Source organism: Escherichia sp. E2562 (genome assembly GCF_005781075.1).
GTDB lineage: Bacteria > Pseudomonadota > Gammaproteobacteria > Enterobacterales > Enterobacteriaceae > Escherichia.
Map to the genome: position 1 here is coordinate 339,105 of NZ_VATM01000004.1, position 23,444 is coordinate 362,548.

A 23,444-nucleotide genomic window follows, 5' to 3' on the forward strand; every position below is an offset into this window, starting at 1 on the left:
ACCATCACTCGTAATTAAACAAAAAATACTTAAGTCAATACCGAATCTCTGCTGGAAAAAAGACTGCCTTATCATTCGGTAAAAAATAACCACAATGTGAGAACACATCATGTCCAAACCATTTATCTGGCAAGAACCGTTTTTACAATATAAAGACGCAGCGGAATATAAATTAATCAGCGATCAATATATTACAGTAACGGAAATAGACGGCGAAGAAGTGATAAAAGTCGCTCCGGAAGCATTAACGTTGCTTGCCCGGGAGGCATTTTATGAAGCCTCTTTTTTCTTACGTCCCGTTCACCTGCAACAAGTCGCCAGCATTCTGAACGATCCGCAGGCCAGCAGTAATGACAGATATGTGGCCTTGCAGCTACTGCGCAATGCCGAAGTCTCAGCAAAAGGGATATTACCCAACTGCCAGGACACCGGCACCGCCACCATTGTCGCCAGTAAAGGGCAACACATCTGGACCGGAGGTAATGACGCCGAAGCCTTAAGCAAAGGTATTTACATCACTTTCCAGGAAAATAATCTGCGCTTTTCACAAAATGCGCCACTGGATATGTATACCGAAGTCAATACACAAACCAATCTTCCGGCGCAGATTGATATCAGCGCCGTCCCCGGCGACGAGTACCATTTTCTGTGTGTCAATAAAGGGGGTGGCTCCGCCAATAAAGCTGCGCTTTACCAGGAAACTAAATCTCTCCTGCAACCAGAAAAACTGACTACGTTTTTAATCGAAAAAATGAAATCGCTGGGCACCGCCGCTTGTCCGCCCTACCACATCGCCTTTGTCGTCGGGGGACTTTCTGCCGATCAGGCGTTAAAAGTCGCCAAACTAGCGTCGACAAAATACTACGATAATCTGCCCACCAGCGGAAACGAGCAGGGGCAAGCCTTCCGCGATATTGAACTGGAAAAAACCTTGCTCGACGCCAGCCAACAATTTGGCATTGGTGCTCAGTTTGGTGGTAAATATTTCGCTCATGATATTCGTGTTATTCGTCTACCGCGTCACGGCGGTTCCTGCCCAATTGCTATGGCGCTCTCCTGTTCCGCCGACCGCAATATTAAAGCCAAAATTAACAAGCACGGCATCTGGCTGGAAAAACTCGAACATAATCCGGGGCAATATATTCCAGCCTCAATGCGGGAAGACAATCAGACGCATAACGTACAGATTGATCTAAATCGTCCATTGCGTGAGGTAATGCAGGATCTCGCCACATTACCGATCGGCACCCGTGTGTCGTTAAGCGGCCCCATCGTAGTGGCGCGTGATATCGCCCACGCCAAAATAAAAGAACGACTGGATAACGGCGAACCGATGCCGGATTACCTGAAAAATCATATCGTCTATTACGCTGGCCCCGCGAAAACACCGGAAAATATGGCCTGTGGTTCTCTTGGCCCCACCACGGGCGGTCGAATGGACGGTTATGTCGACGCCTTCCAGGCGGCTGGCGGCAGTCTGGTAATGTTATCGAAAGGCAACCGCAGCCAGCAGGTTACTGATGCCTGTCACAAACATGGCGGCTTTAATCTGGGAAGTATCGGCGGTGCAGCGGCGTTACTGGCGCAAGAATATGTCAAAAGCCTGCATTGCCTGGAATATCCGGAGTTGGGCATGGAAGCAGTGTGGATGATGGAGGTTGAAAACTTGCCCGCGTTCATTCTGGTGGATGATAAAGGCAATAATTTCTTCAGCCAGTTTGAGCAGCAACACCGTTGCGCCAATTGCCCCGCCGGGCATTAAGGAAAGTGAATGGAAGCGCGGATTTCAACTGAACGGCATATTCAGCGCCAGCAGAAACTGAAACAACAGGTCGACACACGCATCGCGGCGGCGACGGAGAAAAAAGGAATATTGATTGTTTTCACTGGTAACGGAAAAGGAAAATCCACCGCCGCTTTTGGTACCGTGACGCGCGCCGTAGGTCATGGCAAAACGGTTGGCGTTGCGCAGTTCATCAAGGGACAGTGGGACAACGGCGAATATAACCTTCTCCATCCACTGGGTGTTGAATTTCATATTATGGGAACAGGTTTTACCTGGGAGACACAGAATCGGCAAGCGGATATCGACGCGGCGAAAGAGGTCTGGTCTGAATGCAAGCGAATGCTGGCTGATGAGCGTTACGATTTAGTGGTGCTCGATGAGTTGACCTACATGCTGGCTTACCATTATCTGGATACCGAAGAAGTGATCGCTTCGCTACAAAATCGCCCGGCACAGCAAAATGTCATTGTCACCGGACGCGGTTGCCATAGTGAAATAGTAAAAATGGCGGATACGGTAAGCGAAATCCGCCCCGTCAAACATGCTTTTGATAACGGTATTCAGGCACAGCCTGGTATCGACTGGTAATGACTGCGCCTGGCATCTCACCAGGCGCAGATTTTACACCTCCTCCGGTACGACCGATTTTGCCAGCAACCACTCACGAAAGAGTTGCAAGTGCGGATAATCAACCTTCTCTTCCCGCCACGTCATAATAAAGCGATTGCCGGTACGAATAGGCACATCACACGGAATCACCATGTCACCGCTATCTAAATCGTGTTGAATTGCAAACCGAGGCAGGAGCGCCACACCGAGATTAGATCGCACGGCGGCAATCAGCATTGAAAGTAAATCAAAACGTGGCCCGTTATTCACCAACGGACTACTCACACCAGACAATGCAAACCACTCTTCCCAACCAGTAATACGGGTGCTTTGATGCAGCAGTGGTAGCTCACTTAATAGCTCTGCAACAGACAGTTTTTGGTCAGGAAGTGAAAGTAAACTGCCGCTGCATACCGGCAGGATCTCTTCCTCAAAGAGATATTCTACCTCCGACCAGGGCGCACAAAAATTTTCGCGCATAATGACGGCATCGTATTCCCGATTAAGGAAATCTCCGTTATTAGCTAATGAGTGAATATTGACAATAATATCGGGATACAATTTATTGAACTCACGTAAATTGGGGATCAACCAGTGCGTGCTGAAAGTAGGATTGACAGCAAGCTCAATAACCTGAACCGTAGGCTGCCAGGTCATGATAGTATTTGTGTCACGTTCAAGCTTATTCAATGTTTCTTTAACAATGCCCAGATAATGCTTTCCGGCATCATTAAGAAATATTCTTTTTTTAGAATGCGCAAATAATGATATATGTAAAAAATCTTCCAGTGCGCTAACTTGCCTGAATACTGCGCTTTGGGTTAACGCTAACTCCTCTGCCGCTCTGGTATAACTTTCATGGCGTGCGACCACCTCAAAAGTTACCAACAGTTCCGTTTTGGGTATTTTTCCTCTCATAATGCCGTCCCTTAAAAATAGTTTAAACTATCAAAAAACCATTACTTATTACTAAGTAATGGCAACCAAAGCAGCAATAGATATTTTATAAAAATCATGATCGATATTTATAACCCAGCAAGCCCGGCGTGACAATTGTCTCAATCAGATAATAATAATCCGAAAAGCAAAACGCCCTTCGGATTATTATGATTCAAGTTAAGTGAAGATTATTAAATTGATAGCAATCATCATATCTATGGATATTATGATAAACAATCAACAAAAATTTTATTTTTGATTTATAGCATATCCTTCTAAGAATTTTTGCGAAGCTGCAATATCTGGGGTAAAGACCCGATCCTGGTCGACAAAAGGCACGACTTTTCTGTATTCGGTAAACATTGCTTTGGTGGATTTCCCTAATGCCAGTTGTGGAGCGGCCTGCAACCGTAAATCGAGAGCCTGTGCGGAATGCATCAGTTCAATGCCATAAATCACGTTCAGATTATCGACAACCTGTTTCAATCTTCTGGCTGCGTGGTCATTATTGGCGCCGGTATCTTCTATACCTCCGGCAACCGGTTGAATATCGAAAGAAACAGGATTGGCGAGATCGACGTTTTCTGCATGCAGCGCGACAAACGGAATATGCAGCGAACCGAAGCCGTGACCTTTATTACCGGGTGCCGACAGGAAGCGCGTTAAACCGGTAAAGTGCTCATCTTCCAGGTGCAGCGAGCGACGCATACTGTTATGCGAAACATGCACCAACGCCACGGTCAGACGCTGAGTGGCAAGCGCAACAGGTAACGATTCGAAATTCGCCGTCGGGAAGATCCCACCGCTGACTGCGCCATCTTTAACAAAATATTGCGCGACCTGACTGGAGTCCTGATACGCCTTGTCAGCATTCAGCACCGTTGCTGGGTTGTCATCGGAACTATTGATTTGTACGGTTATGACCTCTTCAGCATCATGCAAAGCGCGTACTGATTCAGCAATGGTATATACCGTAGTTCTGAACGATAACGGATCTTGCAATGCACGTTTGTCATCTTTATGCCATAAATATGAACCGTTTAACGCATCGCGAATCTCTTTTGCAGAGTCAGCCAACTGCGGGAAAGGACGCACGGCAATTGACTGCGGCAGTACCGGTGCGACGTTACCATTCAACGCTTCCAGACTCATAGCGAAAACCACCGGGCTGACATTCAGCAACTGACGTGCCGAACGAACTGCTTCGATAGCGTAGGCTGTCCCGACGCTGTTGTTCGACAAAATCGCCAGCATATCTTTACCCTGCGGCACCAGTGGCTTAAGTCCCACTTTCGCCAGCGCGTCACCACCGCTCATTTGCACGCCATTGACTCGGGCTTTCCATTCCCCCATCATCACCAGACCAACGTGCGAAGCGAGCATAATATCCGCTGCGCCGATGCTTCCCCGCGCCGGAATTAACGGTGTAACGCCGCGATTAATAAATTCAGCATACAGTTCGGCAATATAAGGCTGCGCGCCGGTTTGCCCATGCAGCATGGTATTTAAACGTAATACCATTGAAAGGCGTGCCAGATAATCCGGTAACATCGGACCAACGCCCGCAGAATGGGCGCGCAGCGCGGCAGCATTAAATTTTTTCGACGCATCAATCACCTCAGGCGTTAAATTTCCTTTGGCATCAAATATCGGCTGGTCTTTATTTAGCCCCACGCCTACGGTTAAACCATAAACGGGTGTTCCAGAATGCGCGGCGGTCATCACCAGATCATAACTTTTTTCCATTCTGTCCAGAGCTTTCGCCGCGATTTTGACGTCGTTATCACCTAACGCAATTGACCAGGCCTGGTCAATTGAAAGATGTTCGCCATCCAGAGTAATGGTTGATTTCGCCATCGCGATGGAGCAAACGCTCCAGAGCACAACGGTGACAGTGACTCTTCGTATCAATCCTTTCATTGTGTTTCCTTATCATGATGAGTTTAACAACGGGTTACTGCGACAACGTCTTAATTTGTTTGATCTGTTTTCCCCCGCCGGACAATACTGGTCACCAGGCGAGCGGCAACTTTCGCCGTCAAATTATCGCGGTCCAGTTCCGGGTTAAGTTCAGCAATATCCGCAGCAATCAACTTCTCGCTATTGGCGATTAAATTCACAATGGCTTCAGTAATATTTAACGGCACGCCTAACGGTGATGGCGCAGAAACGCCGGGTGCCTGATAACCAGGCAAGACATCGAGACAGATGGTTAAATAAATGGCGTCACACGCCTGAATATCTGTCGAGAGCGCATTAACGATCTGCTGCAAACCACGTTCAAATTGCAGAGATTCATCCAGCCAATAACGCACGCCAAATTCATCAGCCCGATCAAATAACGCCTGGGTATTTGCAAAACGACTTATTCCCAGCACGCGATAATTAAACGGTTTGCCATGCTGCGCGTTCCACTCTTGCATCTGACGAAACGGCGTACCTGAATTGGCTTTTTCCGCCATCCGTAAATCAAAATGCGCGTCAAGGTTCACAATCAGTAACCGCCGAATATCAGGACGCGACTGCATAATCCCCTGAAATGTTCCCCACGCCACTTCATGACCGCCACCCAGAACCACCGGTAAACTGCCGCGCGCAATGGCTGTAGATACGTTGGCCGCCAGACGATTTTGTGCGGATTCCAGCGCGTGGTCCTCGCTTTGTACATCGCCCATATCGAAAATAGCGCCTTCACAGAGCACCGGCATATTGCCCAACATGCTGCGCAACGCGCCCGGTCCGCCTGCTGTACCCGATCGCCCACCATTACGTTGCACCCCGTCATCAACGGCAAAACCAATCAGCGTACAACCGCCGTGGCTTTGTTCACTAAACGGTTGCACATGCTGATGCCAGCGAGTGCTGATGCCGGTTTCCTGCGAGTCAACACGCCCACTCCACAGCAAAAATGTTTGCTTCATTACCAACTCCTTTTTCCGCCGACAATCAGCCCCTGGCAAGGCTGATGCCCAAACCAGTAAGCCAGTTCACGTGGATGGTTAAGATCCCAGACCGCCATATCCGCCCGTAATCCCGGTGCAAGTTCACCCCGATCAATAAGTCCAAGTGCCTTTGCCGCATGACGCGTAACGCCCTGAACGGCTTCCAGCGGCGTCATGCGAAACAGCGTACAGGCCATATTGATCATCAATGGCAATGACATATTGGGAGACGTTCCGGGGTTATGGTCCGTGGAGATAGCAATCGGCACGCCCGCTGCCCGCAAAGCAGCAATCGGCGGCAGATGGGTTTCGCGCAGGAAGTAATAAGCGCCGGGGAGCAGTACCGCCACCGTTCCAGCCATTTTCATGGCGGCGATCCCCGACTCGCTAAGGTATTCCAGATGATCGCAGGAGAGTGCAGAAAACGCCGCCGCCAGCGCCGCGCCTTGCTGGTCAGAAAGCTGTTCGGCATGCAGTTTTACAGGCAATCCATAGTGTTGCGCTTTACTGAAAACGCGCCGTACCTGGTCTGGGCTAAAGGCAATGTTTTCACAAAAAGCGTCAACCGCATCAATCAACCCCTGTTCATGTAAGACGCCCATCCAGTCGCAAAGCGCCGTAATGTAATCATCACTGCGCCCGGCAAACTCTGGCGGCAAGCTGTGCGCCCCAAGAAACGTAGACTGAATACGTAATCCTGTAGATTCCTGTAAGCGGCGGATAACGCGCAAACAGCGCGCTTCATCTTCCAGCGTCAAGCCATAACCAGATTTTATTTCCAGCGTACTGACGCCTTCACGCAACCAGTTTTGTAGTCGCTGCGCCGCCAGTTCAAACAGTTGTGTTTCGCTGGCCGCCCGCGTGGCATTGACGGTAGATAAGATCCCGCCGCCCGCTCTGGCGATATCTTCATAAGCCACGCCTTGCAGCCGCATCTCAAACTCATTCGCCCGCTGGCCGCCATACACCAGATGCGTATGGCAATCCACCAGACCGGGGGTCAGCAACTTACCCTGCAGGTCGTGTTCCTCTGTAATGTCCGCCATCAGTTCGCGAGGGATCTGCGTGGCCTTGCCAAGCCAGACAATAGTGTCGCCACGGCTGATTAATGCACCATTTTCAATCACTCCCCAATCGTTAGCGGAAAGCGTCGCCAGCGTGGTATTTCGCCAGAGCGTTAATGCACTCATAAGGATTTTTCCCCTCGTAGATAATAAAGCCACCAGCCCGCCAGCTCACCGACGGAGACTTTTTTCCGTGGTACGAAACGCCAGGGCTTGCCATCAGTCGCAACCAGCCATAACAACATATTTGCCGCGACAAACACCCTTTTCTCGCCGCTTACCCACTCCCCTTCACACAGCGTGAACAGGCCCGCTTGCGCAAGTGATGGCGGAAGCCAGTCAACGGCACTTTGCACCCGCAACATCCCCGTATCGCCTTCCCGCGCCATGACATTGAGATCGCGAACTGCACCGCCCATCAGCTTGCAATCTGGCCTGGCTTCTCCGGGAAAAATTAAGGCGGGATCGTGACGTTGCAGGTTGATTATCGAATCGGCAAACGTCAGCCTCACCCCTTCCCCATCGAGAATGGCGAGGCCACGTACCACGCCAGGCCACGCCGAAAAAGGGCCGTCCTGGCTGACATTGGCCATACTGATGCGTAACAGCCAGTTTTCATCATCAGGCCAGGCATGCAGTTGTCGCGTAAAACCCCCGCCGTTGCGCCACGGTTGCAAGGGCTTATCCATTGCAGATATCAGCATTGGTTCCATTTTACGACTCGGGATAAATAGTCTGGGCAGGAACGCTGGTAGTACGTTTTGCCCACGGGTAATAAATAACGGCAGTAATTAACAAGCCGATAATCCAGGAAATATCCGCCCCGCCCATCAGTACAGAAATGGGTCCCTGATATAGTTTTTGATTCAGGAAGGGGATCTGCACCAGCACACCAATTCCGTAGCAAACCAACGCGGTTTTGTTATATGCGCCATAGCGTCCCTCCGGGGTATAAAGTGCTGGAATATCGGTTTTACCTTGTGAGATGAAGTAGTAGTCGATGAGATTGATGGCGCTCCACGGCACAAATACCGTCAACAGCAGCAGAACGAAGTTTTTGAAATTATTCAAAAAGTCTGCGCTTGCCGCCAGCGCGACGACCATCGACAACAGCACAAACCCTACAACGTAGGCAGCACGAACACGCTGTGAAACCTGGCTGCGATTGTTAAAGGCGCTGACGGTCGCCAGAATCGACATAAAGCCGCCGTAGGCATTCAAACAGTTAACCGTCAGTTTGCCGCAAACAATCACCGTATAAATCAGAATGGCAAACGTTGGCCCGGCTAAATCGCCCATAAAACCAACCTGATCTTTCAGGAAGTTAGCACCGCAAGCAGCAACAAGAACGCCAAAAGTCATGGCACATTGCGCGCCAAGCGTGGTTCCCAGAAAGGTGGCAAAGAAGATTGATTTTGCTGGTGTATCAGAGGGTAAATAGCGGGAATAATCAGAGGCGTATGGTGCAAACGTTAATTGCCATCCGGCTGAGAGTGCAATCGTTAATAAGAACACCGATAAGCTAAATGGCTTTTGACCAAATGCCGCAGCCACGTCGTAGTGACCGCTAAGTTGAGTGGCAAGGTAAATAAACCCCAGAATACTTAATATCCCTGCAACACGGCCAACGACGTGAATAAGTTTATAACCGACCAATGCGATCATCGCGGTAAGCATGCCGAAAATAATAATTCCGGTCGATGCTGACTCAAAACCAAATATCCGGTTAATCGCCTGACCGGATAATACCGTTCCAGTTGCAGCAAACCCGAGATACATAATAATCACCATCAGTAACGGTAGCGCCGCTCCTTTGACGCCAAAGCGGATACGACTGGAGATCATCTGTGGTAATCCCAGCTTTGCCCCCTGTGACGAGTGCAATGCCATAACCGCGCCGCCGATAATATTACCGATTAATAAACCAATAATTGCTGACATGGCTTCAGAGCCAAAAATAATCGCTAACGCGCCGTCCACCACGGCGGTAATTTGTAAGTTAGCACTTAGCCACAAAGTAAACTGGCTGGAGGGCGCGCCGTGGCGAGCGGACTCAGGAACGGCGTTAATCGTATTTGATTCTAATACTGGTTTTTTACTGCGGATAGGGCTGCTTGATTCCATGAAAAAGTCTCCTGCAAAATGAGAGGTCATTTTTTGAAACAGCAATAGAGGGTCGAGAGATATTTCTCTCGACGATGTAATGAATATTTTTGATAATTATTGTTATACAGGCGGATAACTTCCCGCCTGTATTAGCGCAAATATTAAATAACAGCGTTAATATTTAGCGAATCATCGGCAATTTCAGACCATAATTTTTGGCACATTCAATTGCCGCTTCATAACCCGCATCCGCGTGACGCATAACCCCGGAAGCACAGTCATTCACCAGCACACGCGCCAGACGTTTTTCGGCTTCTTCGCTACCATCGGCAACAATAACCATCCCGGCGTGTTGTGAATATCCCATCCCGACGCCGCCGCCATGATGCAGAGACACCCACGTTGCTCCACCTGCGGTATTGAGCAGACCATTGAGCAACGGCCAGTCAGAAACCGCGTCACTGCCATCGAGCATGCTTTCAGTTTCGCGGTTCGGGCTGGCGACAGAACCGGTATCAAGATGATCGCGACCAATCACAATCGGTGCTTTTAGTTCACCGTTGCGCACCATTTCGTTGAATGCCAGCCCCGCCAGGTGACGCTCACCAAGCCCCAGCCAGCAAATACGTGATGGAAGCCCCTGGAAGGCGATACGCTCACGCGCCATATCCAGCCAGCGATGGGTCAGTACGTTATTGGGGAATAGTTCTTTAATTTTGGCATCGGTTTTATAGATATCTTCCGGGTCACCAGACAGCGCCACCCAACGGAACGGGCCTTTGCCTTCACAAAACATGGGACGAATGTAAGCAGGAACGAAGCCCGGGAAATCGAAGGCATTTTGCAGACCTTCGTTGAAAGCCACCTGGCGGATGTTGTTACCATAATCGACAACCGGGATCCCCATCGCCTGGAAGTCCAGCATCCCCTGAACATGCGCCACGCAACTCTGTGCCGCTTCTTTTTGCAGTCTGGCGTGCTGTTGTGGATCCTGCTGTGCAGCACGCCATTGTTCTACGCTCCAGCCCGTTGGCAGGTAACCATAGACCAGATCGTGAGCGGAGGTCTGGTCGGTCACCAGATCCGGCTTGATCGCCCCCTGACGTGCACGTTTCACCAATTCAGGAACAATTTCCGCCGCATTGCCCAGCAGCGCGATAGAAACGGCTTCTTTGCGTTCGGTGTGGTATTTAATCAGCGCCAGTGCATCATCAAGATCTTTCGCTTGTTTATCGACATAACGGGTACGCAGACGGAAGTCGATGCTACTTTGCTGGCACTCGATATTTAATGAACAAGCCCCCGCCAGAGTCGCCGCCAGCGGTTGTGCACCGCCCATACCACCGAGCCCCGCGGTCAGGATCCATTTTCCACTTAGCGAATTGTTGTAGTGCTGGCGACCTGCTTCGACAAAAGTTTCGAACGTCCCCTGCACAATGCCCTGACTACCAATGTAGATCCACGAGCCAGCGGTCATCTGGCCGTACATGAACAGACCTTTGCGATCCAGTTCATTGAAGTGATCCCAGTTGGCCCATTGCGGCACCAGGTTAGAGTTGGCAATCAGCACGCGTGGCGCATCAGTATGAGTTTTAAACACGCCCACGGGTTTACCGGACTGTACCAACAGCGACTCATCAGGCTCGAGATTTTTTAGTGATTCGAGGATCTGGTCGAAACATTCCCAGTTACGCGCCGCGCGGCCAATGCCACCGTATACCACCAGATGCTGTGGATTTTCGGCTACGTCGGGATCAAGGTTGTTCTGCAACATCCGATAGGCAGCTTCGATCTGCCAGTTTTTACAATGCAGTTGAGTTCCTTGTGGCGCATGGATAACGCGGCTGGTATCAATACGAGGGTCTGAAGGCTTACTCATGAATCTTCTCCTGTTACTGGATAAAATTAAATGCTGTCATCGCCCAGAAAAAAATGAGCGAAGGAATACAGAAACGGTTTATATAATCTCCGTTTATGATTTCGCATTATCAATTCATTTGGTGAATTTCATTTGTTCTGGAATATTCACCCTGAATGTAAATTCAAAAAAACTGCCAACGCTTTGTATGCGATTTCAATATGCTTAATTTAACTTTTGGAAAAAGTGATATTGTTGGCAAAATATTTTCTCATTTGAACATATGAATATGATGAGATTGCAAGATGTCTATAATTTAATTATCTAAGAAATGCGTTAATAACAACCAGACATTAGCATAACACCAGGTAACCCGACACCACGCAGTGCGCATAACACGATGATATTTAAAATAAGATCTTCATTATTTGTCATAAAAACATGTTGTATTATCATCAATAATTCATTTATTTCACTCCCGCTTTGATAATTAAAAAACGGCAAGCAATGGATAGTTACCGCCGTAAGAACAGGCGTAAAAATAACTCTTAAAATATATATTCTGGGAGTTATCATTTTTCATATTTTACAATCCGGTGTCGATAATTCACCTCCTTTATAACAACAATCCTCTTTGGCAATCGGCATTTTTATCTTGTATTCATCGTCATTGCTGAATACACTACGCGCGTTTTCTTTCCTTTTTGCTGGCTGCTGACCGGAAAGACAAAATTACCCTCGCAATACAGGGGGTTGATTAACGTCTATATTTCAGGACAGCGTTATGCATCATCTTTCGAGGCTTGATAAAGCCTTTCTGCGCAAAGGGATCCAACTTTCCCGCGCCAACAATATTGTTTCATTATCTCGTCAATCAGGTGCCAGTGCCCGCGTACTGCTGCCGGACGAACTGCCGCTAGAAGAAAAAGCAGTGACACAACTGCTTGATTTTGCAGAAGTGAAGCTACCAGATCATCCAGGTTATGTACGCCAGACGTGCGCGACGCCAGATTTTCACCCCGGCAATGGCGTCCCCGTTGGCGCAGTGGTGGCCTCAACGCCGGATTTAATCATTCCCGCCGCCATCGGCACCGATATTTCTTGTGGCATGCGACTGCTGACGACTGGATTAACACTTGCGCAAGCCGAAGCGCATAAAGACGTCATCACTCAGCGGTTAACGCAAGTGTTACTGCAAAATGAGCGCGATGTTCCGTTATCTGCACGAGCGTTCACCGCGCTTTTTGATGGCGGACCGGCAAATTGTGTGTCGGCCTTGCCATCAGCGGGTCTCTGGACACGCACGAATATCCCCCGGATGGCGCAAGAAATTGACCGCTGCATTGGGCTGAACGAGCATGACAGTCATTCGCGTTATGCCCCACCCGCCCTGCTGGCAACGGACCGCGCATTACTCCGCGATCCTTGTCTTGGTACGCCGGGTTCAGGTAATCATTTTATTGAACTTCAGGTGGTTGATAGCGTGGTCGATCGCCATGTGGCCTGGCAACAAGGGCTGAAAATGTGCGATATCGTGGTGATGATCCATAGCGGATCGCGAGATGTCGGATTTTACGTCGGACGACGCTGGATGGATCGCGCCCGTGCAGCCTGGCCCGCCGGGCATAAACATCCACAAAGCGGATTATATGCTCTGGGCGGTGAGCTGGCGGAGGAATACCTGCAGGCTATGGGAATGGTGGCGCGTTACGCGTGGTTAAATCGCGTGACCATTGCGGAAATGGTTCGCGTATGTTTTGCCGATTTATTCCATCAGGATGATTCACATCTGGTGGTGGATGTGCCGCATAACATCATCCTTCGCGAGCATGAAATGAATATTCATCGCAAAGGTGCAACACCGGCACGCACGGGCGATCTGGCGTTAATCCCCGGTTCAATGGGCGATTATTCGTGGCTTGCGGTAGGTTGTGGCAACCCGGAGTGGCTGTGGTCTTGCAGTCACGGAGCTGGACGCAGCCAGCGTCGGCAGGCCATGCGCTCGCGCGCGACTGAAGAGTCAACGTTGCCGTGGCAATGCGTCACATTGCGCGAAGAACGACGTCTTGAAGAAGCGCCTGCTGCTTATAAAGATATTGGTCCGGTTATCGAAGCCCAACAAGAAGCCGGATTAATTCAGCCAGCGGTCAGATTTCGACCGTGGTTAACATTTAAGGCATAAAAAAGGCCATCATACGATGGCCAACCATGTCGAAACCGACAGCCCTTCGCCATTCCTGTAGAGGGAAGCGGCGAGGGCTATTTCTTATTACAGATATTTATTTCAGAACAGTTTTCAGTGCTTCACCGATATCCGCCAGGCTGCGAACGGTTTTCACGCCTGCGGCTTCCAGAGCAACGAATTTCTCATCCGCAGTCCCTTTACCACCGGCAATGATCGCACCCGCGTGGCCCATACGTTTGCCTTTCGGCGCAGTCACACCAGCGATGTAACCCACAACTGGCTTGGTAACGTGCTCTTTGATGTACGCGGCCGCTTCTTCTTCAGCGCTACCGCCGATCTCACCGATCATCACGATCGCTTCGGTCTGCGGATCTTTTTCGAACATTTCGAGGATGTCGATAAAGTTAGAGCCAGGGATCGGGTCGCCGCCGATACCGACGCAGGTCGACTGACCGAAGCCGTAATCGGTGGTCTGTTTAACCGCTTCATAGGTCAGTGTACCGGAACGGGAAACGATACCCACTTTACCCGGCTTGTGAATGTGACCCGGCTGGATACCGATTTTGCATTCACCCGGAGTGATAACACCTGGGCAGTTCGGGCCGATCATACGAACGCCTGCTTCGTCCAGTTTCACTTTCACAGTCAGCATATCCAGCGTCGGGATGCCTTCAGTGATGGTGATAATCAGTTTGATGCCTGCATCAATAGCTTCCAGAATGGAGTCTTTGCAGAACGGAGCCGGTACGTAGATAACAGAAGCGGTAGCGCCAGTAGCAGCAACAGCTTCACGCACGGTGTTGAACACAGGCAGGCCAAGGTGGGTGGTGCCGCCTTTACCTGGAGTTACACCGCCAACCATTTTGGTACCGTATGCAATGGCTTGTTCAGAGTGGAAAGTCCCCTGGCTACCAGTAAAGCCCTGGCAGATAACCTTGGTGTTTTTATCAATTAAAATGGACATTATTTCCCCTCCACTGCGGCAACAACCTGCTGAGCTGCATCCGTCAGACCTTTTGCTGCAATAATATTCAGGCCGCTGTCAGCCAGTTTCTTCGCGCCGAGTTCGGCGTTGTTACCTTCCAGACGTACCACGACCGGTACGTTAACACCCACTTCCGCTACCGCGCCGATGATACCGTCAGCGATCAGGTCGCAACGAACGATACCGCCGAAGATGTTAACCAGAACGGCTTTCACTTTGTCGTCAGAGAGGATGATTTTGAATGCTTCGGTTACACGTTCTTTGGTTGCGCCGCCGCCAACGTCCAGGAAGTTAGCCGGTTCGCCGCCGTGCAGTTTAACGATGTCCATGGTGCCCATCGCCAGACCTGCGCCGTTAACCATACAACCGATGTTACCGTCCAGCGCAACGTAGTTCAGTTCCCACTGTGCAGCTTGTGCTTCACGCGGATCTTCCTGCGACTGGTCACGCATTTCGCGCAGATCAGGTTGGCGGAACAGTGCGTTACCGTCAGCGCCCAGTTTGCCGTCGAGGCAAACCAGATCGCCCTGTTTGGTGATGACCAGCGGGTTGATTTCGATCAGCGCCAGATCGCGCTCCAGGAAAATGGTCGCCAGACCCATGAAGATTTTGGTGAACTGCTGAACCAGTTTACCTTCCAGACCCAGTTTGAACGCCAGCTCGCGTCCCTGATACGGCATCGGGCCAGTCAGCGGATCAAGCGCAACTTTGTGGATCAGGTGCGGAGTTTCTTCCGCCACTTTTTCGATTTCCACGCCGCCTTCGGTAGAGGCCATAAAGACCACGCGACGGGAACTACGGTCTACAACAGCACCAAGATACAGCTCTTTAGCGATATCGGTCGCTGCTTCAACCAGAATCTGGTTAACCGGTTGGCCATTGGCATCTGTTTGATACGTTACCAGACGCTTGCCCAGCCAGTTTTCTGCAAAAGCACGGATGTCTTCTTTGCTGTTTACAACTTTCACACCGCCCGCTTTACCGCGGCCACCAGCGTGAACCTGACATTTCACTACCCACGGACCGGCACCGATTTTTGAAGCGGCTTCTTCTGCTTCGCGCGGAGTAGTACAGGCATAACCCACCGGTGCTGGTAAGCCATAGCGGGCAAACAGTTGTTTTGCCTGATATTCATGTAAGTTCATGTGTTCTGTCCATCCTTCAGTAATCGTTATCTTTTAAACCGTAGACCGACACCCTATCCACGTCGGTCTACAGTGCAGGTGAAGCTTAAACTACTACACGTCCAGCAGCAGACGCGTCGGATCTTCCAGCAACTCTTTGATCGTTACCAGGAAGCCCACGGATTCGCGACCATCGATCAGACGGTGATCGTAGGACAGCGCCAGGTACATCATCGGCAGGATCTCAACCTGACCATTCACTGCCATCGGACGATCTTTGATAGCGTGCATACCCAGAATTGCGCTCTGCGGCGGGTTGATGATAGGCGTAGACATCAGGGAACCGAACACACCACCGTTGGTGATGGTGAAATTACCACCGGTCAGATCTTCAACCGTCAGCTTGCCGTCACGGCCTTTAACTGCCAGCTCTTTGATTTTCTTCTCGATGTCTGCCATGCCGAGGGTATCGACATCACGCAGTACCGGCGTCACCAGGCCGCGCGGCGTAGAAACCGCCATGCTGACGTCGAAATAGTTGTGGTAAACCACGTCATCGCCGTCGATAGAAGCATTCACTTCCGGGTAACGTTTCAGGGCTTCAACCACCGCTTTCACGTAGAAGGACATAAAGCCCAGACGGATGCCGTGGCGTTTTTCAAACGCTTCACCGTACTGCTTACGCAGATCCATAATCGGCTTCATGTTGACTTCGTTGAACGTGGTCAGCATGGCGGTGGAGTTTTTCGCTTCCAGCAGACGCTCTGCCACACGCTTACGCAGGCGAGTCATCGGGACACGTTTTTCGCTACGTGCAGCCAGGGCCGGTTGCGCCGCCGGAGCAGCCGCTGCCGGAGCAGACTCTTTCGCCGGGGCTTTCGCCAGATGTTTTTCCACATCTTCACGGGTCAGACGACCACCCACACCGGTGCCTTTAATGGCGCTGGCGTCAAGATTGTGTTCAGCCAGCAGGCGACGGATCGCCGGGCTTAACGCATCGTTGTTTTGCTCTTCCAGAGACGCCTGTTGGCGTTGTGCCGGAGTGGACGCTTTCTCTTCAGATTTGGCGCTGGTTTCTTTACCAGCACTGTTGCCTTCACGCAGGCGACCAAGGATCTGACGAGACGTTACGGTTGTACCTTCATCTTCCAGAACCGCATCCAGAATGCCGTCTGCTGATGCCGGTACTTCCAGTACCACTTTGTCAGTTTCGATTTCTACCAGCACTTCATCACGTACGACTGCGTCGCCGGGTTTTTTATGCCAGGTTGCGACGGTGGCATCGGCTACGGATTCAGGCAGATCAGGGACCAGAATATCTACGCTACTCATTGTGTATCCTTTATTTATTCGACGTTCAGCGCGTCATTAACCAGATCTTGTTGCTGTTTCTGGTGAACGGACATATACCCTACCGCCGGAGAGGCGGAGGCCGGGCGGCCTGCATAACGCAGAGAAGCCCCAAACGGAATCACTTCACGGAAATGATGCTGGCTGCAGTACCATGCGCCCTGGTTGAGCGGCTCTTCCTGGCACCAGACAAAATCCTTGACGTGAGCAAACTGCTGCAACACTTCCTGCATCGCTTTATGCGGGAACGGGTAGAGTTGCTCGATACGCACAATGGCGACATCGTGTTGATTGTTCTTACGACGTTGTTCCAGCAGGTCGTAATAAACCTTACCAGAACACATCACTACGCGCTTCACGCCCTTCGGATCAAGCTCGTCGATTTCACCGATGGCTGGCAGGAAGGTGCCGTTCGCCAGTTCTTCGAGGCTGGAAACCGCCAGCGGATGACGCAGCAGGGATTTCGGCGACATCACGACCAGCGGACGACGCATCCCGCGCAGCGCCTGACGACGCAGCATGTGGTAAACCTGTGCCGGGGTAGACGGTACGCAAACCTGCATGTTTTGCTCAGCACAAAGTTGCAGATAACGTTCCAGACGCGCGGAGGAGTGCTCCGGCCCCTGCCCTTCATAACCGTGCGGCAGCAACATCACCAGACCACACATCCGGCCCCATTTCTGTTCGCCAGAGGAGATGAACTGGTCGATAACCACCTGCGCACCGTTGGCGAAGTCACCGAACTGCGCTTCCCAGATAGTCAGAGTGCGTGGTTCTGCGGTGGCATAACCGTATTCAAACGCCAGCACTGCTTCTTCAGACAGTACGGAGTCCCAGACACGGAACGCGCCCTGGCCGTTATGGATGTGTTGCAGCGGCGTGTAAGTGGAACCGTTAGACTGGTTGTGGATCACCGCGTGGCGGTGGAAGAATGTACCGCGACCGGAGTCTTCACCCGACAGGCGAACCGGAATGCCTTCGTCAACCAGCGTGGCGTAAGCGAGGTTTTCCGCGCCGCCCCAGTCGAACAGTTTCTCACCGGCTGCCATTGCCTGGCGATCGCCATAAATCTTGGCAACGCGAGACTGCATTTCAACTGCTTCCGGCACCGTGCTGATGCGTTTCGCCAGCTCCTGCAGGCGCTTCATCTCAACTTTGTTCGGGTACTCTTCGTCCCATTCGTGGTTGAGATACGGCGACCAGGTGAAAGAGTGCATGTTCATCGGACGCCACTCTGCCACTACGCAATCGCCAGCATCCAGCGCATCGCGGTACAGGTTAACCATCTCGGTGGCATCTTCCAGCGTCGCCACTTTTTCCTGCTCCAGCTTGTCAGCGTAGATTTTGCGCGGCGTTGGATGTTTTTTGATTTTCTGATACATCAGCGGCTGGGTTGCGCTCGGCTCGTCGGCTTCGTTGTGGCCGTGACGGCGGTAGCACACCAGGTCGATGAAGACATCACGTTTAAAGGTGTTACGGAAATCGAGCGCCAGACGGGTCACAAAGGCAACGGCTTCCGGATCATCCGCATTAACGTGGAAAATCGGTGCCTGAACCATCTTACCGATATCAGTACAGTACGGCGTTGAACGGGCATCCAGCGGGTTAGAGGTGGTGAAGCCAACCTGGTTGTTGATAACGATACGTACTGTACCGCCAACTTCATAACCACGTGCTTTCGACATGTTCAGGGTTTCCTGAACTACGCCCTGTCCGGTCACTGCGGCGTCACCGTGGATGGTGATTGGCAGCACTTTGTTGCTGCTCGGCTCATCAAGTCTGTCCAGACGGGCACGAACAGAACCGATAACTACCGGGCTTACAATCTCAAGGTGAGACGGGTTAAACGCCAGCGCCAGGTGCACCAGGCCGCCATCGGTCTGGAAGTCAGACGAGAAGCCCATGTGGTATTTCACGTCGCCTGTGCCAAGGTGTTCTTTATGTTTACCGGCAAACTCGTCGAACAAGTCTTGCGGTTTTTTACCCAGCACGTTCACCAGCACGTTCAGACGACCACGGTGCGCCATCCCGAGAACCACTTCGCGGGTGCCGCTGTTGCCAGCGTGGCGGATCATCTCTTTAAGCATCGGGATTAACGCGTCACCGCCTTCCAGCGAGAAGCGTTTTGCGCCAGGGAATTTTGCGCCGAGGTAACGTTCAAGACCTTCAGCGGCGGTCAGTTCACTTAAGAAGCGTTTTTTCTCTTCGCTATTGAAAGTCGCGCGACCAGACTCGATACGCTGTTGGATCCAGCGTTTTTCTTCGGTGCTGGTAATGTGCATATACTCGGCGCCAATCGGGCCGCAGTAGGTTTGCTTCAGGGCTTCCAGTAGTTCGCCAAGTTTCATGGTTTCTTTGCCGCTGGCAAATGAACCGACGTTGAAGGTCTCCTGGAAGTCTGCTTCGGTCAGATCGTGGAAAGAAGGATCCAGATCGGCCACTTTATCTTGCTGCCACAGCCCCAGCGGATCGAGATTCGCATGCTGGTGACCACGGAAGCGGTATGCGTTAATGAGCTGCAGGACTTTAACCTGCTTCACATTGGTGTCAGGGTCGGAGATCGTTGAAGAGTAACGTGAAGCGTCTTTCGCCAGGCGGCGGAAATATTCACGCGTTTGAGAGTGGAATTGATCCGGTTTGACTCCCGTACCAGGTAACTGCTGGAACGTCGAACGCCAGTTAGCGTCAACCGAGTCAGGATCGGTTAAGAAGTCTTCATAGAGCTGTTCTATCCAGCTCTGGTTTGCGCCAGAGAGGTAAGAAGAGTCCAACCAGGCTTTCAAAGCGCTGTTCTGCATCGTGATCCCTTAAGCATCTTTTTTATGCTTACTTCGCCGTGGATACTACCACGCACATTTCACATCAGATGTGCGTGCCGGGGTTCACTTGTTGCGGACTTGTCGTGTTTTCTGCGTCCGCTAAGGAACCTTTAAAAACTGTCTTAGTGTCAGGGGCAGTTTTTAAAGATTTCCTGCATTTCTTTGTTACGCCTGATGCGCTGCGCTTATCAGGCCTACGGGTAATGACTTGTAGGCCGGATAAGGCGTTCACGCCGCATCCGGCTCTGGTTGCCTGATGCGACGCTTACGCGTCTTATCAGGCCTACGGTTTATGCATTACGCTGCAATAACATCGACTTGATATGGCCGATGGCGCGCGTCGGGTTCAGCCCTTTCGGACATACACTGACGCAGTTCATGATGCTGTGACAGCGGAATACACTGAATGCATCACTCAAACCGTCGAGGCGCTCGTCAGTCTCGGTATCACGGCTATCGATCAGGAAACGATATGCCGCTAACAAGCCTGCCGGGCCGATAAACTTATCGGGATTCCACCAGAAAGACGGACAAGAGGTTGAACAACATGCGCAGAGAATACATTCATACAGCCCGTCGAGTTTTTCGCGCTGCTCTGGCATCTGTAAATGCTCGCGAGCTGGCGGATTTTGCCCATTATTCAACAGGTAAGGTTTGATTTTCTCATATTGCGCATAGAATTGTCCCATGTCTACCACCAAATCGCGGACAACCGGTAAACCAGGTAACGGGCGAATTACAATTTTCTTACCCGGCTGGTTGAGTGCCGAAATTGGGGTAATACAGGCCAGACCATTCTTACCGTTCATGTTCAGACCGTCGGAACCACATACCCCTTCACGGCAGGAGCGGCGGAACGACAGGCTGGGATCTTTCTCTTTCAACTGGATAAGCGCATCCAGCAGCATCATGTCGCGACCTTCATCCGCTTCCAGGATGTAATCCTGCATACGCGGAGCATCATCAACATCCGGGTTATAGCGATAAATTGAAAACTCGAGTCTCATTTTCCTGTCTCCGCATTAGTAAGTACGAATCTTCGGCGGGAATGCCGGGCGCAGTTTCGGTTCCATGTTGACGCTTCGGCGCGTCATGGATTCCGACTCTGGCAGATACAGGGAGTGGCACAGCCAGTTTTCATCATCGCGATCCGGGAAGTCGAAGCGGCTATGCGCGCCACGGCTTTCGGTACGGAAGTTGGCAGAAACAGCCGTTGCATACGCCGTTTCCATCAGGTTATCCAGTTCCAGGCACTCAACGCGCTGGGTGTTGAACTCGCTGGAAGTGTCATCCAGACGGGCATTCTTCAGACGCTCGCGGATCACTTTCAACTGCTCAAGACCTTTCGCCATCGCATCACCTTCACGGAAGACCGAGAAGTTATGCTGCATACATTCTTGCAGCGCTTTACGAATCGCCACCGGATCTTCACCGTTACGGTTGTTGTTCCAGCGGTTCAGGCGCTCAAGAGAAGCTTCAACATCAGACTCGCTGGCATCGCGCAGTGCGCCCTGCTCGGCAATAGACTCTTGCAGATGCAGACCCGCCGCACGACCAAATACCACCAGGTCCAGCAGCGAGTTGCCGCCCAGACGGTTTGCGCCGTGTACGGATACGCAGGCAATTTCACCTACCGCGAACAGCCCAGGGATCACCACATCTTCGCCTTTCTCGTTCACGGTCAGCGCCTGACCGGTCACTTTAGTCGGAATACCGCCCATCATGTAGTGACAGGTTGGGATTACCGGAATCGGCTCTTTCACTGGATCAACGTGAGCGAAGGTGCGGGAGAGTTCCAGGATACCCGGCAGACGGGATTCGAGAACTTCTTTACCCAGGTGGTCAAGTTTCAGTTTCGCGTGTGGCCCCCACGGACCATCACAGCCGCGACCTTCACGAATTTCGATCATGATGGAACGCGCCACCACGTCACGGCCCGCCAGGTCTTTGGCGTTCGGCGCATAACGCTCCATAAAGCGTTCGCCATGTTTGTTCAGCAGATAACCGCCTTCACCACGGCAACCCTCGGTTACCAGTACGCCCGCACCGGCAATACCGGTCGGGTGGAACTGCCACATTTCCATATCCTGTACCGGTACGCCTGCACGGATAGCCATGCCGACGCCGTCGCCAGTGTTAATGTGGGCGTTGGTGGTGGACTGATAAATACGCCCTGCCCCGCCAGTCGCCAGCACGGTAGCGCGAGCTTTAAAGTAAACCACTTCACCAGTTTCGATACACAGTGCGGTACAACCAACCACCGCGCCATCGGCGTTTTTCACCAGATCCAGCGCATACCATTCGGAGAAAATAGTGGTGTGGTTTTTCAGGTTCTGCTGATAAAGCGTGTGCAGCAGTGCGTGACCAGTACGGTCGGCAGCCGCCGCAGTACGTGCCGCCTGCTCGCCGCCGAAGTTTTTCGACTGACCGCCAAACGGACGTTGATAGATACGACCATCATCAAGGCGCGAGAACGGTAGGCCCATATGTTCCAGTTCCAGAATCGCTTCCGGCCCGGTTTTACACATATATTCAATCGCGTCCTGGTCACCGATATAGTCCGACCCTTTTACGGTGTCGTACATATGCCATTCCCAGTTATCTTCATGGGTATTACCCAGCGCAACGGTAATACCGCCCTGCGCAGACACGGTATGGGAACGGGTCGGGAAAACTTTAGAGAGCAGCGCACAGGTCTGGCCGCTCTGGGAAATTTGTAGCGCCGCGCGCATACCTGCGCCTCCGGCACCAATCACAACTGCATCAAATTCTCTGACTGGCAATTTCATCACACACCCCACACCACAACGAATCCATAAATCACGTAAACCACCAGTGCAACGACAATCACCAGTTGCAGAATCAGGCGCAAGGCCAGCGGTTTAACGTAGTCGGTCAACACCTGCCACATGCCGATCCAGGCATGAATCAAAATGGAAAACAGTGCCAGCAGAGTGAAGATTTTAGTGAACGCAGAGGCAAAGAAACCAATCCAGACGTCATATGTCAGTTCGCCACTGATAGCAAAAAAACCGACCATATAAATGATGTAAAGCGTCAGGACGATAGCAGTAGCGCGAACGAGGATGAAATCATGTACGCCATTGCGTCCTAATGCGGAGGCGTTGCTTACCATACGAGGACTCCTGCAAGAATTGAAAGCACGACAGTAATGACAAAGGAGATTTTGGCAGAGCGTTTACCCGCTTCGAATGTTTCTTCCAGATAGCCAAAATCCATCATCATGTGGCGAATACCTACGACGACGTGATATGCCAGAGCGGTAAGGATGCCCCACATGATAAATTTCACGAAGAAGCTGCCCATAATGGCGGAAGCTTGCTCGAAACCTTCAGGGGAAGAAAGGCTGGTACCCAGAAGCCACAGCAGGATGCCCACTGCAACAAACGTAATCACACCGGAAACGCGATGAAGAATGGACGCTATCGCCGTGATGGGGAACCGGATGGTCTGTAGGTCCAGATTAACAGGTCTTTGTTTTTTCACATTTCTTATCATGAATAACGCCCACATGCTGTTCTTATTATTCCCTGGGGACTACGGGTACAGAGGATAACTTTCTGTTACCTGGAGACGTCGGGATTTCCTTCCTCCGGTCTGCTTGCGGGTCAGACAGCGTCCTTTCTATAACTGCGCGTCATGCAAAACACTGCTTC

General features: G+C 51.3%; 18 protein-coding genes. 3 read left to right on the forward strand and 15 right to left on the reverse strand.

Features of this window, described 5'->3' with window-relative positions; translation table 11 throughout:
- Nucleotides 1–109 precede the first annotated feature (109 nt).
- Nucleotides 110–1,762, forward strand: a complete 1,653-nt coding sequence (locus FEK43_RS08555) for a class I fumarate hydratase (protein WP_135406221.1) — start codon at nt 110–112, stop codon at nt 1,760–1,762.
- Nucleotides 1,763–1,771: 9 nt separating this feature from the next.
- Nucleotides 1,772–2,374 (forward strand): cob(I)yrinic acid a,c-diamide adenosyltransferase, encoded by a 603-nt coding sequence (gene cobO, locus FEK43_RS08560; RefSeq protein WP_135406220.1) that lies wholly within the window; start codon nt 1,772–1,774, stop codon nt 2,372–2,374.
- Nucleotides 2,375–2,407: 33 nt separating this feature from the next.
- Here cobO and FEK43_RS08565 read toward each other — a convergent pair whose 3' ends face one another.
- The 7 genes from FEK43_RS08565 to hutU all read right to left on the reverse strand — a co-directional run bounded on the left by FEK43_RS08565 (nt 2,408) and on the right by hutU (nt 11,325).
- Nucleotides 2,408–3,313 carry a LysR family transcriptional regulator gene (locus FEK43_RS08565; protein WP_135406219.1) on the reverse strand — a complete coding sequence of 302 codons (906 nt, stop codon included), beginning with the start codon at nt 3,311–3,313 and terminating at the stop codon, nt 2,408–2,410.
- A 270-nt stretch (nt 3,314–3,583) separates the two neighbouring features.
- Complete coding sequence (locus FEK43_RS08570; RefSeq protein ID WP_135559921.1) at nt 3,584–5,254, reverse strand: aromatic amino acid ammonia-lyase; 1,671 nt, start codon at nt 5,252–5,254, stop codon at nt 3,584–3,586.
- A 50-nt stretch (nt 5,255–5,304) separates the two neighbouring features.
- The gene (gene hutG / locus FEK43_RS08575) at nt 5,305–6,255 is read right to left on the reverse strand and encodes a formimidoylglutamase (protein WP_135406218.1); all 951 of its coding nucleotides are present in this window, start codon (nt 6,253–6,255) and stop codon (nt 5,305–5,307) included.
- Complete coding sequence (hutI, locus tag FEK43_RS08580) at nt 6,255–7,466, reverse strand: imidazolonepropionase (RefSeq protein WP_131161670.1); 1,212 nt, start codon at nt 7,464–7,466, stop codon at nt 6,255–6,257. The genes hutG and hutI overlap by 1 nt, the downstream gene beginning before the upstream one ends.
- A complete protein-coding gene (locus FEK43_RS08585; protein ID WP_240783148.1) occupies nt 7,463–8,044 on the reverse strand; it encodes a HutD family protein in 582 nt (193 codons plus the stop codon). Before FEK43_RS08585 ends, hutI begins: the two co-directional genes overlap by 4 nt.
- 10 nt (nt 8,045–8,054) lie before the next feature.
- A complete protein-coding gene (locus FEK43_RS08590) occupies nt 8,055–9,464 on the reverse strand; it encodes a cytosine permease (RefSeq protein ID WP_130209878.1) in 1,410 nt (469 codons plus the stop codon).
- 163 nt (nt 9,465–9,627) lie between these two features.
- Nucleotides 9,628–11,325: a urocanate hydratase gene (gene hutU, locus FEK43_RS08595; protein WP_130259808.1), complete on the reverse strand. Its 1,698-nt coding sequence runs from the start codon at nt 11,323–11,325 to the stop codon at nt 9,628–9,630.
- A 763-nt stretch (nt 11,326–12,088) separates the two neighbouring features.
- Here hutU and FEK43_RS08605 point away from each other — a divergent pair.
- Nucleotides 12,089–13,486 carry an RtcB family protein gene (locus FEK43_RS08605; protein ID WP_135406216.1) on the forward strand — a complete coding sequence of 466 codons (1,398 nt, stop codon included), beginning with the start codon at nt 12,089–12,091 and terminating at the stop codon, nt 13,484–13,486.
- A gap of 97 nt (nt 13,487–13,583) precedes the next feature.
- Here the strand turns inward: FEK43_RS08605 and sucD are convergent, their stop codons facing one another.
- The 8 genes from sucD to sdhC form a co-directional block, all read right to left on the reverse strand.
- Nucleotides 13,584–14,453 (reverse strand): succinate--CoA ligase subunit alpha, encoded by an 870-nt coding sequence (gene sucD, locus FEK43_RS08610; protein ID WP_131161665.1) that lies wholly within the window; start codon nt 14,451–14,453, stop codon nt 13,584–13,586.
- Complete coding sequence (sucC, locus tag FEK43_RS08615; protein WP_001048608.1) at nt 14,453–15,619, reverse strand: ADP-forming succinate--CoA ligase subunit beta; 1,167 nt, start codon at nt 15,617–15,619, stop codon at nt 14,453–14,455. The genes sucD and sucC overlap by 1 nt, the downstream gene beginning before the upstream one ends.
- 93 nt (nt 15,620–15,712) lie before the next feature.
- Nucleotides 15,713–16,930, reverse strand: a complete 1,218-nt coding sequence (odhB, locus tag FEK43_RS08620; protein WP_000099823.1) for a 2-oxoglutarate dehydrogenase complex dihydrolipoyllysine-residue succinyltransferase — start codon at nt 16,928–16,930, stop codon at nt 15,713–15,715.
- A gap of 14 nt (nt 16,931–16,944) precedes the next feature.
- Nucleotides 16,945–19,746, reverse strand: coding sequence for a 2-oxoglutarate dehydrogenase E1 component (gene sucA, locus FEK43_RS08625; protein WP_001181473.1), 2,802 nt, complete (start codon nt 19,744–19,746; stop codon nt 16,945–16,947).
- 311 nt (nt 19,747–20,057) lie between these two features.
- Nucleotides 20,058–20,774 carry a succinate dehydrogenase iron-sulfur subunit SdhB gene (sdhB, locus tag FEK43_RS08630; protein WP_130209870.1) on the reverse strand — a complete coding sequence of 239 codons (717 nt, stop codon included), beginning with the start codon at nt 20,772–20,774 and terminating at the stop codon, nt 20,058–20,060.
- 15 nt (nt 20,775–20,789) lie between these two features.
- On the reverse strand, nt 20,790–22,556 hold the full coding sequence (gene sdhA / locus FEK43_RS08635; protein WP_135406215.1) for a succinate dehydrogenase flavoprotein subunit: 1,767 nt from the start codon (nt 22,554–22,556) through the stop codon (nt 20,790–20,792).
- The gene (sdhD, locus tag FEK43_RS08640; protein WP_135406214.1) at nt 22,556–22,903 is read right to left on the reverse strand and encodes a succinate dehydrogenase membrane anchor subunit; all 348 of its coding nucleotides are present in this window, start codon (nt 22,901–22,903) and stop codon (nt 22,556–22,558) included. The genes sdhA and sdhD overlap by 1 nt, the downstream gene beginning before the upstream one ends.
- Complete coding sequence (gene sdhC / locus FEK43_RS08645) at nt 22,897–23,301, reverse strand: succinate dehydrogenase cytochrome b556 subunit (protein WP_165383175.1); 405 nt, start codon at nt 23,299–23,301, stop codon at nt 22,897–22,899. The genes sdhD and sdhC overlap by 7 nt, the downstream gene beginning before the upstream one ends.
- Between the last annotated feature and the right edge of the window lie 143 nt (nt 23,302–23,444).